The 15,376-nt window shown below is 60.6% G+C and carries 15 protein-coding genes; 13 read left to right on the top strand and 2 right to left on the bottom strand.

Annotated features, from left to right (window positions below; all coding sequences use genetic code 11):
* The first annotated feature begins 6 nt into the window (after positions 1 to 6).
* Together flgA and flgH are read left to right on the top strand one after the other, a co-directional pair.
* Positions 7 to 996, top strand: a complete 990-nt coding sequence (gene flgA / locus ABGM93_RS00875; RefSeq protein WP_321502580.1) for a flagellar basal body P-ring formation chaperone FlgA — start codon at positions 7 to 9, stop codon at positions 994 to 996.
* Positions 993 to 1,733 carry a flagellar basal body L-ring protein FlgH gene (gene flgH / locus ABGM93_RS00870; RefSeq protein WP_321502575.1) on the top strand — a complete coding sequence of 247 codons (741 nt, stop codon included), beginning with the start codon at positions 993 to 995 and terminating at the stop codon, positions 1,731 to 1,733. Before flgA ends, flgH begins: the two co-directional genes overlap by 4 nt.
* A 418-nt stretch (positions 1,734 to 2,151) precedes the next feature.
* On the opposite strand, the gene dksA is transcribed toward flgH, so the two are convergent.
* Both dksA and ABGM93_RS00860 read right to left on the bottom strand, forming a co-directional pair.
* Complete coding sequence (gene dksA / locus ABGM93_RS00865; RefSeq protein ID WP_319775679.1) at positions 2,152 to 2,568, bottom strand: RNA polymerase-binding protein DksA; 417 nt, start codon at positions 2,566 to 2,568, stop codon at positions 2,152 to 2,154.
* 289 nt (positions 2,569 to 2,857) lie between these two features.
* Entirely contained in the window at positions 2,858 to 3,280 is a 423-nt protein-coding gene (locus ABGM93_RS00860) for a flagellar assembly protein FliX (protein ID WP_321502569.1), read from the bottom strand.
* 289 nt (positions 3,281 to 3,569) lie between these two features.
* Between ABGM93_RS00860 and ABGM93_RS00855 the strand changes: the two genes are divergently transcribed.
* From ABGM93_RS00855 to flaF, 11 genes are all read left to right on the top strand, one after another.
* Complete coding sequence (locus ABGM93_RS00855) at positions 3,570 to 4,682, top strand: flagellar basal body P-ring protein FlgI (protein WP_321502567.1); 1,113 nt, start codon at positions 3,570 to 3,572, stop codon at positions 4,680 to 4,682.
* A complete protein-coding gene (locus ABGM93_RS00850; RefSeq protein ID WP_321502565.1) occupies positions 4,682 to 5,020 on the top strand; it encodes a rod-binding protein in 339 nt (112 codons plus the stop codon). Before ABGM93_RS00855 ends, ABGM93_RS00850 begins: the two co-directional genes overlap by 1 nt.
* A complete protein-coding gene (locus tag ABGM93_RS00845) occupies positions 5,020 to 5,520 on the top strand; it encodes a flagellar protein FlgN (protein WP_321502563.1) in 501 nt (166 codons plus the stop codon). The genes ABGM93_RS00850 and ABGM93_RS00845 overlap by 1 nt, the downstream gene beginning before the upstream one ends.
* Before the next feature lie 538 nt (positions 5,521 to 6,058).
* A complete protein-coding gene (locus tag ABGM93_RS00840; RefSeq protein ID WP_321502561.1) occupies positions 6,059 to 6,460 on the top strand; it encodes a flagellar protein FlaG in 402 nt (133 codons plus the stop codon).
* Positions 6,461 to 6,953: 493 nt separating this feature from the next.
* Positions 6,954 to 8,507, top strand: coding sequence for a flagellin (locus ABGM93_RS00835; protein ID WP_321502559.1), 1,554 nt, complete (start codon positions 6,954 to 6,956; stop codon positions 8,505 to 8,507).
* A 410-nt stretch (positions 8,508 to 8,917) separates the two neighbouring features.
* Entirely contained in the window at positions 8,918 to 10,429 is a 1,512-nt protein-coding gene (locus ABGM93_RS00830) for a flagellin (protein ID WP_321502557.1), read from the top strand.
* Between the two features lie 410 nt (positions 10,430 to 10,839).
* Positions 10,840 to 12,195, top strand: a complete 1,356-nt coding sequence (locus ABGM93_RS00825; RefSeq protein ID WP_321502555.1) for a hypothetical protein — start codon at positions 10,840 to 10,842, stop codon at positions 12,193 to 12,195.
* Positions 12,192 to 12,350 (top strand): flagellin, encoded by a 159-nt coding sequence (locus ABGM93_RS00820; protein WP_321502554.1) that lies wholly within the window; start codon positions 12,192 to 12,194, stop codon positions 12,348 to 12,350. Before ABGM93_RS00825 ends, ABGM93_RS00820 begins: the two co-directional genes overlap by 4 nt.
* Positions 12,351 to 12,732: 382 nt before the next feature.
* Complete coding sequence (locus ABGM93_RS00815; protein WP_321502552.1) at positions 12,733 to 14,289, top strand: flagellin; 1,557 nt, start codon at positions 12,733 to 12,735, stop codon at positions 14,287 to 14,289.
* 137 nt (positions 14,290 to 14,426) lie between these two features.
* A complete protein-coding gene (gene flbT, locus ABGM93_RS00810) occupies positions 14,427 to 14,870 on the top strand; it encodes a flagellar biosynthesis repressor FlbT (protein WP_321502550.1) in 444 nt (147 codons plus the stop codon).
* Entirely contained in the window at positions 14,803 to 15,174 is a 372-nt protein-coding gene (gene flaF, locus ABGM93_RS00805) for a flagellar biosynthesis regulator FlaF (protein WP_321502548.1), read from the top strand. Before flbT ends, flaF begins: the two co-directional genes overlap by 68 nt.
* The last annotated feature ends 202 nt before the right edge of the window (positions 15,175 to 15,376 follow it).

The following is a 15,376-nucleotide window of genomic DNA, read 5'->3' as shown; positions in this document are numbered from 1 at the left end:
GAAGCCATGATGCGCGCCCTCAGCCTCTTTGTCGTCGCAGCGACCCTATCGCTCGCCGCCGCCTTTTCAGGAGCCCAGGCCGGCGAACGCGCCTCCCTGCGCGCCCAGGTCACGGCCACGCGTGCGGTCCTGACCGTCGGCGACTTTTTCGACAATGCCGGATCCGTCGCGAACCGCCCGCTTTTCCGCGCCCCCGATCTGGGCGAAACCGGCACCGTGCCCGCGCTCGACGTTCTGCGCCGTGCCCGCGCAGCAGGGCTCGCGAACCCGGCTTCGAACGGCCTGCTTCAGATCACCGTTCACCGCGCCGCCCTCACCATTACCCCCGACGATCTGCGGGCACTGGTGCGTGACGCACTGATGGAGCGCATGGGGCTTGAAGACCCCGATGCCCTGGAAATCAGCTATTCCGATAATGTGCCGAACCTGAGCGCCGATCCGGCGGCCCTTGTCCCGGTTTCCCTGGCACGGCTCACCCGCTCCTCGCATTCCGGTCGCTTCGACGCGATCTTCGCCGTTCAGCTTGGCGAGCGCACCGCTTCCTTCGCCGTCTCCGGCTTCGCTCGCGAGACCGCTGAGGTCGTCACCCTCGCCCGTCGCCTGGCGCGTGGAGAGACCGTCTCGGCGCGCGATCTTCAGACCATCCGCGTCCCCAAGGCCACCCTGCGCAACGATACGATTACCGACCCGGCCATGATCGTCGGCATGGCGCTTCGCCGTGCCCAGTCGCCGGGCCGCCTCCTCGCACCTCGCGATTTCGAGGAACCGATCGTCGTCGCGCGCCGCTCGAAGGTGATCATCACCTACAGGCTCGCCGGCCTCACCCTCACCGTTCAGGGGGAAGCCATGGTCGACGGCGTGAAGGGCGACGTGATCGACGTCCTCAACACCCAGTCCAACCGCACCGTGCAGGCCCTCGTCACCGGCCCCGGTCGCGTTTCCGTCCAGCCGCGTCCCGCCGGGCGCATCGCCAGCCTCCAGGAGGCCACCCAGTGAGCCCGTATCGTACCCTTCTCGTTTGCTCCGTGGCTCTTCTTGCAGCCGGTTGCGGCACCGCCGACAAGCTGAAGAACATCGGTCAGCCCCCGGCACTCAGCGCCATCAACGACCCCACGACCACCGCAGGCTACCGGCCGGTCAAGATGCCCATGCCGCAACCCACGCCGGTGCACTATGCCGCCAACTCCCTGTGGCAGTCCGGTTCGCGCTCCTTCTTCAAGGACCAGCGCGCCCGCCAGGTCGGCGACCTGCTGACGGTCATCGTGACCATCACGGACAAGGCCGAAATCGACAACGCCACCGCGCGCAGCCGCTCCGGCTCAGACAGCGTGGGCGCGGGTGGCGCGGTCGGCACCGTGATCGACAAGTTCCTGCTGCCCGGATACGTCAATTCCAGCGATCTGGCTGACGTCACCTCCGCATCCAGCCAGTCCGGTTCCGGCACGGTCGACCGTTCGGAAACCCTGCAAACCAAGGTCGCCGCCGTGGTGACGCAGGTTCTGCCCAATGGCAACCTCGTCATCGAGGGCCGCCAGGAAGTCCGGGTGAATTTCGAGGTTCGCGAACTCATCGTGGCCGGCGTGATCCGACCGGAAGATATCGGGGCGGAAAACACGATCGACAGCGCCAAGATCGCCGAGGCCCGCATTTCCTACGGCGGACGCGGCCAGATCACGGACGTCCAGCAGCCCCGCTACGGCGCCCAGGCGCTCGACATCCTCCTGCCCTTCTAAGGTCGATCCGGCCCCCGGCACCGCCCCACCAGGGCGGTGCCCTCCCCAAGCTCTTCCAAGCTCCCCCGAGCTCCCCCAGAGCTCGAACAAGAGCCACTCCCCAGGGCTCTTTGCAGGCTGCCACTCCGCTCCCCGGGCTGGCAGACAGAGGGAAGGCGCGGTGCAATGCTCCCCAAAGTCTGCACCGCGCCTCTCTTCTTTTCAGGCTCTGACGCGGCTTTCGCCCTCAACGACGGCCCGCGCCAGAACACGCGATCGTCCCGACATCCCCCATCGGCCCTTCCCCGTCGGCCCCTCCCCACCGACGCTTGCACGCAAGGCTCCCCACCCCACGCGTGCTGCCGATCTCCGGAACCCGGACAAAAAGAAAGGCCGCTCAAGGGCGGCCTGCTTCAGTTCGACAAAATCGATCGATTCATCAATCGTCGCGATAAACCCGTTCGCGCCGTTCATGGCGCTCCTGAGCTTCGAGAGAGAGCGTTGCGATCGGGCGGGCGTCAAGACGCTTCAACGCGATCGGCTCGCCTGTTTCTTCACAATAGCCATAACTTCCGTCTTCGATCCGCTGCAATGCAGCATCGATCTTCGAAATCAGTTTACGCTGGCGGTCGCGCGCCCGCAGTTCAATGGAACGATCTGATTCAGAAGAAGCACGATCGGCAAGATCGGGGTGATTCTGGCTTTCTTCCTGCAGGTGAGCGAGCGTTTCCCGACTCTCACGCAGGATATCCTCTCTCCAAGCGAGCAGCTTCGAGCGAAAATACTCGCGCTGCCTCTCATTCATGAACGGTTCGTCCTCATGAGGACGATAATCAACTTCGACTTCAACCGTCATGGATAACTCCGAAAACCTAACGAGGCCGCGCGGAATATAGCGATCACGCCAACAAGTCGCAACGACGATATATGGAATTTTATAACGCTCTCGTGATTGCCCTCACCCTGGCCAGCTCCTCCTGTCCGAGAACCAGCTTTCGATTAAAATACATTAATAGATTGAAAGACATAGGTCTATTGGACAATCTTCCAAGGCATCGCAACCCGTACGAGAAAGCCCGCTTTTCGCACAACCTGAGATGTAGCGCGTCAGGTGACGCGGCCACCGCAGAGGGAAAAAGCCGCGACTAGTCCGGATATTGACCGAGCTTGGCCAGCTCGACTCGCGCCCTCAGATCGATCTCGTCGAAAACCTCTTCAAGGCGAGGATCTCCGGACGGCATGCGCGCGCTCACCAGATTGAGGATCCGCTCAAGCCGCGCGGGCGGAATGACGCCGGCCAGAAGGTCTGCCTTCATCTCCTCCAGTGCATCGAGAAGATCTCGCCCGCGCTGGACAGCGCCGCGCCTGCGGCCGGTCAACGGATCGTCCACCTCCTGCAAGGCAAGCAAGGCATCAACCGAATGCGCGGCATTCACACCGCCGGTCGCACCGGTCGTCTCCGTCTCACCCTCGGTAATGGGAGAAAAGGACGAGCCGGACTTGGCCGAGCTCTTTGTCCCGGAGCGCTTTTGAACGCTTGTGCTGGAAGACGGTCCGCCGATCCGCATGTCGCTTGTCCAGAGTTACCCCGCGCTTCCCACATTCCGGGCACCGCGTCGGGCAGAATTTTCCGAATTCTCAAACCAAATTGACCCACTAGGCAGTTTTTGCCGGGTCAACAAAGGGTCTCGAATCCTACCAGTCCCGACAGAACACTCCAAATCGCCTTGAATTTCAATCCGTTAAAGACAGGACTCGGTGCTTTTCCGTTTTCTCGCCAGGTTGGCACGCTCCTCGCAATGGAGCTGATGAACCGCGCCACGTGCGTGCCACAGATTCTGTTTGCGGAAGAACCCGATGTCCCTGGCTTCCAGTCTGCGCCTGATCGTCTTCGTCGCCACGGCCTTCGTCGCCACAGCGGCCCAGTCCGCCTCGCGCATCAAGGATATCGCCGATTTCGAAGGCCTGCGCGAAAACCAGCTCATCGGCTACGGCCTTGTCGTTGGCCTTCAGGGCACGGGCGACAGCCTCAACAACGCGCCTTTCACCAAGCAGAGCCTGCAGGCCATGCTGGAACGGCTCGGCGTGAACATTCGCGGCACCAACCTCAAGACCCAGAATGTCGCCGCGGTCATGGTCACGGCAAACCTGCCCGCCTTCACCACTCAAGGCACCCGCATCGACGTGACCGTCAGCGCCATGGGGGACGCCGACAGCTTGCAGGGCGGCACACTTCTGGTCACCCCGCTGATCGGTGCGGATGGCGAGGTCTACGCCATCGCGCAAGGCCCGCTGGCCATTGGCGGCTTCTCTGCGCAGGGCGCGGCCGCCTCCATCACGCAGGGTGTGCCGACATCGGGCCGCATCTCCAACGGCGCGGTGGTCGAGCGCGAGCTCGATTTCCGCCTCGCCGCCATGACCTCGCTGCGTATCCAGCTGCGCAATCCCGACCTTACCACCGCCCGCCGCATCGCCCTTGCGATCAACGAGCTGATCGGCCTGCCGACGGCGGAGCCCTCCGACCCTGCCACGGTGCGCCTGACCCTGCCGCGCGAGTTCAATGGCAACATCGTGGACCTGATGACCGACATCGAGCAGCTGCGCATCGAACCCGACCTGCCCGCCAAGATCATCATCGACGAGAAGTCCGGCATCATCGTCATGGGACAGAACGTCAAGGTTTCCACCGTGGCCGTTGCGCAAGGCAACCTGACGGTGACGATCGCCGAAAGCCCGGTCGTCTCCCAACCCCAACCCTTCGCCAACGGCCAGACCGTCGCCCTTCCGCGCACCGATGTCACCGTCACCGACGGATCGGAAAAGCGCGTGGCAGTGGTTCCCGAAAGCGTCACCCTTCAACAGCTCGTCGATGGCCTCAACGCCCTCGGCATCGGCCCGCGCGACCTGATCTCCATTCTTCAGGCGATCAAGGCCGCAGGCGCCCTCCAGGCAGAAATCGAGGTGATCTGATGATGACCCGCGACACCGCCTCCCTGTTCGCCGGCGTGCCTGCGTCAGGACTTCACTCCATGCCCCTTCCCGCCGCCCGCAGAGGCGACGCCGCAATCGACGCTTCCGGCGCAGGAAAAGCGGCGAAGGAATTCGAATCCGCCTTCCTGCAGCAGATGCTCACCTCGATGTTCGACACCATCGAGGGCGGCGGAACCTTCGGCGACGGCGCTTCTTCAGACATCTGGCGCGGCATGCTCACCGAACAATATGCCGGCGCCATCACGGATGCCGGCGGCATCGGCATTGCCGCTACCGTCCAACGCGAACTCTTGGCCCTTCAGGAAAGCTCCCTGTGATGACACAGACATTCAACCAGACGCCCGGCTCGAACACGAGTGCCGACAAGGAAAGCACGAAGATCGCAACACGTGCGGAAGCCGAGGCGGAGTGCTCGGAGCTGAAATTCACCATGGACTCGCTTCTCTCCGCCATCGAAGAAGAGACCGCCCTGGTGCGTGACGGAAAGCTGCGCCAGGCGGGCGAACTGCAACCGCGCAAGGCGGAGCTGATGCAGCAATATATCCAGCGCCTCAACCGCACGCGGGACAATTCCGTGGCGCTGGGCAATCTGGCCCCCGTGGCGGTTGCGGATCTGCGTCGCGGCCATGTGGAATTCCAGGCGGTCCTCAAGATCAATCTGGCGGTGCTGGCCACCGCGCGTGAGGTGGCTGAAAGGCTCGTGCGCTCGGTCGCCGAAAGCGTCGGGGTCGCTGAAACGCCCAAGACCTACACGCGGGCCGGCGCGCATCCTCAGACCAATTCCACCCGCGGCCTCGCGATCAATCGCAGCCTCTAGGTTCAGATCCGGACTTCAAGACTTCGGAGCGCCGCGGGCCACTCAGCCTGCGGCGGCTTCCCCCGGCCGGCTCCCGCCGCCGCCAACGCGCATTGACCACCCCAATGCCGCCCAAAGTGCCCTGCGGCCCGACGCCGCAGAAGGGCACATGGGCCCCTTCCGGCATGGCTTGACCACCCCGCAAAGCGAGCGGTGATTCGCCTCATCCAGCCGGCCAGATCAATTTTCTTTCGCAAAAAACGATGACGCTCCGCGGCACTATGCTCCCGCCCATATGCGCAGGATGAGCACAGTATATCGCGCCACGCCCGCCGCCCGAGCGCCGTAACAGCGCGTAAATACTTATGTTTTCGAATTGGCAGTTTCCACGATGACGCCTGCAAGAATCAGCAAGCGCGATTTCAGCCAAATCATTAGATTTAATTTATCTTAATTTTGAGCACTTTCCTTTTGAAACCGGTTAGAGCCAGACTATATACTTAGGAAGCGTAAACATGGGCACATTGAGTTGTGAGTATTGGGCCCGAAGGAGATTGCCATGGATGCGGGAGCCCTGAAACCCGTCTCGGCATTCAGTCAAAACGCGACGGCACAGGCGCAATACGCTCTGCGCACGCCGACAGCGAACGAGACGGAACTGCCGCCTGAGCAGGTCGTTACACCGGTCACCGAGAGTGAAGCCGGCGCCCGTTCGCGTCCTGAAAAGGAGCGGCCAAACGCCCAGCAGCTTAAGCGCGAGACCTTCTTCGATCAGGAAACCGACACCCTGATCTATCGCGCGCTGGATCCGGAATCCGGCGAGGTTGTCCGCCAGATCCCCGAAGAGGCCATGCTTCGGCTTCGCCAGGCCCTCGCAGACCAGGCCGCCCCGCATGTGCCGGCCGACGGTGTCAACGTGGGCGCAGGAGACCTGGAGCCGACTATCAGCCGCATGCTCTAGGCTTGCCCTCACGAGCGCGCGTGACTGTTTGATCTTGATTAGCCCCGGCCCCTGACCGGCGGCAGTGATGTTTTTTGTGCCTTGTGCCCCGGCCGCCGTGAGCGGCTTTTTTTCATTTAAGCCCCCCCCTTTTTTGCCCGCAAGCCCGCACACTGAGGCTCTGGCCGCCTTCAATCAGACAGCGCCGAAATCGACCAGCGGACCGCGCGTAGCGTCGCGCCACCAGGTGCCGAGCGCCATATGTGCAAGCCAAGTATTAAAAACCATATTTTAATTGTGTTTTCTATTTAAAGTAAAACAAAGATCTCATGTACACTGTAATTTGTTTGTATCCATTTGACCTATTTAGCCCTTAATATTGTCACTTTTTCCATACGCGTCACTGATTACTATGGTTTAACTATTCATTTTACTTGTCTTTAACACCTTAAAACTAGTTTCGGCCACGTTCACCCAGAACGGGTGCTCTGTTTCCAGAACAAGGAAAACTGTTATGGCTGATATCACTCTCTCCGCAGGCGTCCGTCAGAACCTGCTCTCGCTCCAGTCCACCGCGGACCTCATGGCGACCACGCAGAACCGTCTGGCGACCGGCAAGAAGGTCAACTCGGCTCTCGACAACCCGACCAACTTCTTCACCTCCTCGTCGCTCCAGTCTCGCGCTGGCGACCTTGATAGCCTGATGGACAGCATGTCCAACGGCATCAAGACCCTGGAGGCTGCGGACAATGGCCTGACCTCGATCACCAACACGCTTGAATCCATGCAGTCCACACTGCGTCAGGCGCGTCAGGACAAGTCTTTCGAGACGACGTCTTACACGGTCAACGTGGGCTCCAGCCCGGCTGGCACCGAGCAGCTGTCTCTGTCCGGTGGTTCCGTCGGCACCACTGCCGTCGATATCGACCTCACCCAGTCTCAGGGCGTTGCCACCGGCTCCGGTTTCTCTGCCCTCGACTTCGACAGCGCCGCCGACAACTCCTATGCCGGCTCGCTGACTTTTGATGTTGCCATTGACGGTGGCACCGCGCAGACCGTCGCAATCACTGCGACCGATGCCGACACCCTGTCGATCACCATCGATGGCGGCTCCGCGACCACCTTCGACGTCGCCGACGTCGAGGCAGTCACCGCCGACGAACTGGCTTCCGTGATCAACGCCGGCTTCGACGCCGAAGGTGTTGACATCACCGCCAGCACAAGCGGCGGCGAACTCGTGCTGACCTCAGACACGGCTTCCGACAGCTCCACCGCTGCCGTCACCGTGTCGGCCGTCGCGGAAACCCTGGCAGGCTCCTCTGACTCAGGCCTCGGCTCTGCGGCCGATAGCCTGGCCAACACCACTGCCAAGACCGTCGATACGCTGGTCTCCGAGATCAATGCCAACTCGTCGCTCACAGGCAACGTTCGTGCCTCGAACGACAACGGCAAGCTGCGTCTTGAGAACCAGTCCACGCAGGATCTGGACGTGACCGGCGTCAATGCCACGACCGGCGTCGCCGATGGCGGCTCGGGCACAGGCACGATCGGTGGCAACACCGTGCGCGCCGATCTGTCCGAACAGTTCAACGAGCTGCGCGATCAGCTCGACAAGCTGTCGGATGATGCCTCCTTCAACGGCATCAACCTGCTGCGTGGCGACAACCTGAAGATCACCTTCAACGAGACCGGTACGTCCACGATCGACATCCAGACCAAGAACGGCGAGACGATCAACGCCGGAACCCTTGGCCTGGCCGACATCGAGGCCGCCGATCTGGACAGCGACACCAATATCGACTCGCTGCTCGCAGACGTGAAGGACGCGATCAACACGGTTCGTTCGCAGTCGTCGGCCTTCGGCTCCAACCTCTCGATTGTTGAAAATCGTCAGGAATTCACGACCTCGATGATCAACACGCTTGAGACCGGTGCCGACAATCTGGTGCTGGCGGACGGTAACGAGGAAGCGGCGAACATGCTGGCTCTGCAGACCCGGCAGCAGCTCTCCTCCACCGCCCTGTCGCTGGCCTCCCAGGCCGATCAGGCGCCGCTGCGTCTGTTCTAAGACCAACGCGACATCGCAAAACAACATTGAACGGCGGGGCCCCTGGCTCCGCCGTTTTTCTTGTGTCAGCCCCCAGCCTCACCGCCTTTTTCCACAACCCACCCATTGGGTGAGACAATTTACCGCATACCTTTGCGGAGAACCTGCGCGCAGAAGGCTCCAAAAGCGCACATTTGAGCGCGCCGCGACCACCTCCCCTCGCCCCGTCCCGGATCAAATACGCCATCCCTGCCCTTGCGGCAGATCGCGCGTCTTTCGCGCTTTCCCCTATCGCCATTTCATTTGAAGTTTTAAAGTGAACTCCGAAAACTGACAGATATGTAAGTATTAAATGCCTGTTAATACATACAGGTCAGTTTTTGACAGCTCCCAGAAAGGGGGCGTTTGAGTTCCAAGAAAGGAATTAGTAAATGTCTGATATCACCCTTTCCGCCGGCGTCCGCCAAAATCTGCTCTCTCTGCAGGGCACTGCGGACCTGATGGCCACGACCCAGAATCGTCTGGCCACCGGCAAGAAGGTCAATTCGGCCCTCGACAATCCCACCAACTTCTTCACCTCCTCGTCGCTGCAGTCGCGTGCAGGCGATCTGGGATCGCTGATGGACAGCATGTCCAACGGCATCAAGACGTTGGAAGCGGCCGATAACGGTCTGACCTCGATCACCAACACCCTGGAATCGATGCAGTCCACCCTGCGTCAGGCCCGTCAGGACAAGTCCTTCGAGACCGCGTCTTACACGGTTGACGTGGGATCCTCCCCGGCGGGCACTGAAAAGATGACCCTTTCCGGCGGCGCCATCGGCGAGACCGGCAAGGAACTTGATCTGACGACTTCTCAGTCCAAGATCACGGCCGGCGCGTTCACAAACGTGAGCTTTAACGCCGGCGGCGACAACGTCTCCTTCGACATCGCTGTCGATGGCGGAACCGCAAAGACGATCACTGTTACCGAGTCAGATGTCACTGCAGCCGTTACAGCCGGTACCGTCGCAGACAAGACGGCTGTTACCGCTGAGGAAATGGCAGGACTGATCAACGACAAGCTGACGGCTGCAGGCGTCAAAGCCGAGGCCGGGGTTGAGGGCGGCAAACTGACGCTGACAACCACGTCAAAGGACACTGACACCAGCAAATCGTCGATCGAAGTGAGCTCGTTTGCCGCGACGGTCAGCGCAGGCTCCACCGGCATCGCCGACGGCACTGGTTCCGCGATCAACACCACTGCCAAGACGGTCGATACGCTCGTCAATTCGATCAACAACGACACCTCGCTGAAGGGCAAGGTTCGTGCGTCGAACGACAATGGCAAGCTGCGCCTGGAGAACCAGTCCACGCAGGACATGACCGTGGGCGGCTCAACCACCTCCGGCAACATTGACGGTTCCTCCAGCACGAGCGAGATCGGCGGCAACAGTGTGCGTGCCGATCTGTCCGAGCAGTTCAACGAGCTGCGTGACCAGCTCGACAAGCTGTCGGATGATGCCTCCTTCAACGGCATCAACCTGCTGCGCGGCGACAACCTGAAGATCACCTTCAACGAGACCGGTACGTCCACGATCGACATCCAGACCAAGAACGGCGAGACGATCAACGCCGGAACCCTGGGCCTGGCCGACATCGAGGCCAAGGATCTCGACAGCGACGCGAACATCGACTCGATGCTCGGTGACGTGAAGGAAGCGATCAACAAGGTCCGTTCGCAGTCTTCGGCCTTCGGCTCGAACCTGTCGATCGTTGAGAACCGTCAGGACTTCACCAAGTCCATGATGAACACGCTGCAGACCGGCGCAGACAATCTGGTGCTGGCGGACGGTAACGAGGAAGCGGCGAACATGCTGGCTCTGCAGACCCGGCAGCAGCTCTCCTCCACCGCCCTGTCGCTGGCCTCTCAGGCCGATCAGGCGCCGCTGCGTCTGTTCTAAGACCAACGCGACATCGCAAAACGACATCGAACGGCGGGGCCTCTGGCTCCGCCGTTTTTCTTGTGTCAGCCCCCAGCCTCACCGCCTTTTTCCACAGCCCACCCATTGGGTGAGACAATTTACCGCATACCTTTGCGCGGAACCTGCGCGCAGAAGGCTCCAAAAGCGCACATTTGAGCGCGCCGCGACCACCTCCCCTCGCCCCGTCCCGGATCAAATACGCCACCCCTGCCCTTGCGGCAGATCGCGCGTCTTTCGCGCTTTCCCCTATCGCCATTTCATTTGAAGTTTTAAAGTGAACTCCGAAAACTGACAGATATGTAAGTATTAAATGCCTGTTAATACATACAGGTCAGTTTTTGACAGCTCCCAGAAAGGGGGCGTTTGAGTTCCAAGAAAGGAATTAGTAAATGTCTGATATCACCCTTTCCGCCGGCGTCCGCCAAAATCTGCTCTCTCTGCAGGGCACTGCGGACCTGATGGCCACGACCCAGAATCGTCTGGCCACCGGCAAGAAGGTCAATTCGGCCCTCGACAATCCCACCAACTTCTTCACCTCCTCATCGCTGCAGTCGCGTGCAGGCGATCTGGGATCGCTGATGGACAGCATGTCCAACGGCATCAAGACGTTGGAAGCGGCCGATAACGGTCTGACCTCGATCACCAACACCCTGGAATCGATGCAGTCCACCCTGCGTCAGGCCCGTCAGGACAAGTCCTTCGAGACCGCGTCCTATTCGGTTGACCTCGGCTCCTCCCCGGCGGGCACTGAAAAGATGACCCTTTCCGGCGGCGCCATCGGCGAGACCGGCAAGGAACTTGAACTGACGACTTCTCAGTCCAAGATCACGGCCGGCGCGTTCACGACGGTTGACATGACGGGCAGCAGCAACAGCGTCTCCTTCAACATCGCCGTCGATGGCGGAACCGCACAGACGATCACGGTTTCCGATTCAGATACCGCTGCAGCTGCTGCCGCCGGCACCATCGCGGACGAGGGGGCTATTACCGCTGAGGAAATGGCCGGACTGATCAACGACAAGCTGACGGCTGCAGGCGTCAAAGCCGAGGCCGGGGTTGAGGGCGGCAAACTGACGCTGACAACCACGTCAAAGGACACTGACACCAGCAAATCGTCGATCGAAGTGAGCTCGTTTGCCGCGACGGTCGCCGGCGGCTCCACCGGCATCGCCGACGGCACTGGTTCCACGGTCAATACCACTGCCAAGACGGTCGATACGCTCGTCAATTCGATCAACAACGACACCTCGCTGAAGGGCAAGGTTCGTGCGTCGAACGACAATGGCAAGCTGCGCCTGGAGAACCAGTCCACGCAGGACATGACCGTGGGCGGCTCGACCACCTCCGGCAACATTGACGGTTCCTCCAGCACGAGCGAGATCGGCGGCAACAGTGTGCGTGCCGATCTGTCCGAGCAGTTCAACGAGCTGCGTGACCAGCTCGACAAGCTGTCGGATGATGCTTCCTTCAACGGCATCAACCTGCTGCGCGGCGACAACCTGAAGATCACCTTCAACGAGACCGGTACGTCCACGATCGACATCCAGACCAAGAACGGCGAGACGATCAACGCCGGAACCCTGGGCCTGGCCGACATCGAGGCCAAGGATCTCGACAGCGACGCGAACATCGACTCGATGCTCGGTGACGTGAAGGAAGCGATCAACAAGGTCCGTTCGCAGTCGTCGGCCTTCGGCTCGAACCTGTCGATCGTTGAGAACCGTCAGGACTTCACCAAGTCATGATGAACACGCTGCAGACCGGTGCCGACAATCTGGTGCTGGCGGACGGTAACGAGGAAGCGGCGAACATGCTGGCTCTGCAGACCCGGCAGCAGCTCTCCTCCACCGCCCTGTCGCTGGCCTCCCAGGCCGATCAGGCGCCGCTGCGTCTGTTCTAAGACCAACGCGACATCGCAAAACGACATCGAACGGCGGGGCCTCTGGCTCCGCCGTTTCTTTTTGGCGCCTGCCTTGCGCGCGGCGTGTCCGGACGCCACCCGCGGCCCCGGCCTTCACCGGCCGGAACACGCGCGCCGGGCTCCGGATTGCCCCTCGCCCAACCCACGCCCAGCCCACCGCCCGATGGTCATAAACCATTTACCATGCTAGGCAATTTCTCCGGACAATTACGAATTTCCGGCAAGGAATTAGCCTTTTTTTTACGTATAAACCGCTGAAAACGCCTCAAAGAGGGTGTTGTTTACAAAGCATTAACCATTTAGATGTCATCCGTTAATTAACCTTAACGAACTCCTGCGTTTTCAGGATTGGATGGCGACCGTGTCTGACATTACCCTTTCCGCCGGCGTGCGGCAGAACCTCCTCTCTCTGCAAAACACTGCAGATCTGATGGCGACGACCCAGAACCGTCTCGCTACCGGCAAGAAGGTGAATTCGGCGCTCGACAATCCGACGAACTTCTTCACATCGTCGTCGCTGCAGTCCCGCGCGAACGACCTGTCGCAGCTCATGGACTCCATGACCAACGGCGTGAAGACGCTGGAAGCCGCCGACAACGGCCTGACCGCCATCACCAACACGCTGGAATCGATGCAGTCCACACTGCGCCAGGCGCGGCAGGACAAGACCTATTTCACCCAAGCCTACACGATTGACGTCGGGACCACGCCCACCGGCACCGAAACGCTGTCCTTCTCCGACGGCGCCATCGGAACGACACCCGTCGATATCGACCTGACCGTCGCGCAGGGCGTCGCCACAGGTTCCGGTTTTAGTGCAGTCAACTTCGATAGTGCCGCGAGTGACACCAACGCCGGTACAATAGACTTTGACATCGCCATCGACGGTGGCGCCGCTCGATCTGTTGCCATCAGCGCAGTAAGTGGCGCGGGAAGTAACACGCTGTCGCTGACGCTGGACGGCGGCACCGCGGTCACTTTCACTGTGGCTAACGAAGAAGCTGTCACCGCCGACGAAATAGCAGGCGCGCTGAACACCCTGTTTGATGCTGAAAGCCTTGGCATCACGGCAAGCACCAACGGTGGTGAACTCGAGTTCACATCCGATACCGCTTCCAGCAGCTCCACGGCGGCCATCACGGTTTCCAACCTTGCAGAAGCCGGAATCGGGGGCGGCTCGGGTCTTGGCGGCGCAGTGAACTCGACCACAAACATCACGGCGAAAAGCGTTGCCGATCTCGTCAACGAGATTGCGGCCAACACGGCGCTCGACGACAAGATCCGCGCCTCCAACGACGACGGCAAGCTGCGCATCGAGAACCAGTCGACCCAGGACCTGACCGTCACCGGAACGACCGCCAGCGGAACCGCCGACGGATCGACCTCCACCACGTCCATCGAAGGCAACGATGTCCGCACCGACCTCGCAGAACAGTTCAACGAGCTTCGCGATCAGCTCGACAAACTGTCCGATGACAGCTCCTACAACGGCATCAACTTGCTGCGTGGCGACAACCTGAAGCTGACCTTCAACGAGACCGGCACCTCCACGATCAACATCCAGACCAAGGATGGCGCGACGATCAATTCCGCCTATCTCGGCCTTTCCGATCTCGACGCCGTCGATCTGGATCTGGACTCAAACATCGACACGCTGCTTGCGACCGTGAAGGGCGCCCTGAATACGGTGCGCTCCCAGGCCTCCACATTCGGCTCGAACCTGTCGATTGTGGAAAACCGCACCGAATTCACCAAGATGATGATGAACACGCTTGAGACCGGCGCGGACAATCTCGTCCTGGCTGACGGCAACGAGGAAGCGGCGAACATGCTGGCCCTGCAGACCCGTCAGCAGCTGTCCACAACGGCCCTCTCGCTGGCCTCGCAGGCCGACCAGGCCCCGCTCAGCCTGTTCTAGGCCCCGCTCAGCCTGTTCCAGGCCAAGCTCTGGCGCTCCGCCGACGAACGTGACAAGGTGGCGATATCGTCGCCACCTGTCCACAGTCGGCACACGCGGTAAAGATCCTTAAACCAAAGCAGGCGAAACTCTTCGTCATGGCGCTAAAAATCGAGCTAAAACCCGGCGAAAAGTTCATACTGGGCTCCAGCGTGATCACGAATGGAGATCATCGGACCCGGCTGTTCATTTCCGGTGAAGCCCCCATCTTGCGCGAGAAGGATATTCTCACCAAGGAAACAGCGGACACCCCGGCAAAGCGCATCTATCTGATCGTACAGCTGATGTACCTCGATGGAGAAGCCGGACCGCATCAAAAGATCTATTTTGACCTTGTAAAAGATGTCCTTAACGCGGCGCCTAGCACATTCCAAATAATCGACCGCATTAATAACAAGATCTTAACCGGTGCATTGTATCATGCTCTTAAAGAGGCGAGAGCACTGATAGATTACGAGCAGGAGCTGATCGGGCATGTACAATCAGGCAGCAGCGGCCTACCAGAAAATGAGCCAAACGGGGGTAAATCCCCGCGATCTTGAAGCCACGCTGTTGATGAAAGCCGCTGGAAAGCTGCAGAATGTTGTAGATAACTGGGACGAAATGACCTCGGCGGATCTTACAGAGCAGCTCACCTACAACCGCAGACTGTGGACTTATCTTCTGGCTGCCGTACGCGAAGAGCAGAACCCGCTTCCTGACCAGATCAAGATGAACATCACCAATCTCGGCGTGTTCATCATGAACCGGACCCTGGAAGTCCTGCGCCATCCGAACCCGCAGCGCATCGAGTCCCTGATCTCCATCAACCGCAACATTGCCGAAGGCCTGCGTGGCCGCGGCTGACCCGCTCCACACATAGCCACGCCATCAAAAACGCGCGCCCAAGGGCGCGCGTTTTGTCGTTTTGGCCCCAGTTTTGAGGGTCCTGGTTTGAGGCTCCGGTTCCGGCGCCCGTTTCCAGCCTCAAGGGCCAAACGCGCCTACGCGCGGCGCAATCCCCTGCCTGAGGGCTCCGCTCCTGTGCCGCGCCCGGACCCGGCCCTGC

Origin of the sequence: Breoghania sp. (assembly GCF_963674635.1) — a bacterium.
Classification (GTDB): Bacteria; Pseudomonadota; Alphaproteobacteria; order Rhizobiales; family Stappiaceae; genus Breoghania.
Note: the sequence above shows the minus strand (reverse complement) of the source record. Positions and strands in the feature narration are given on the sequence as shown.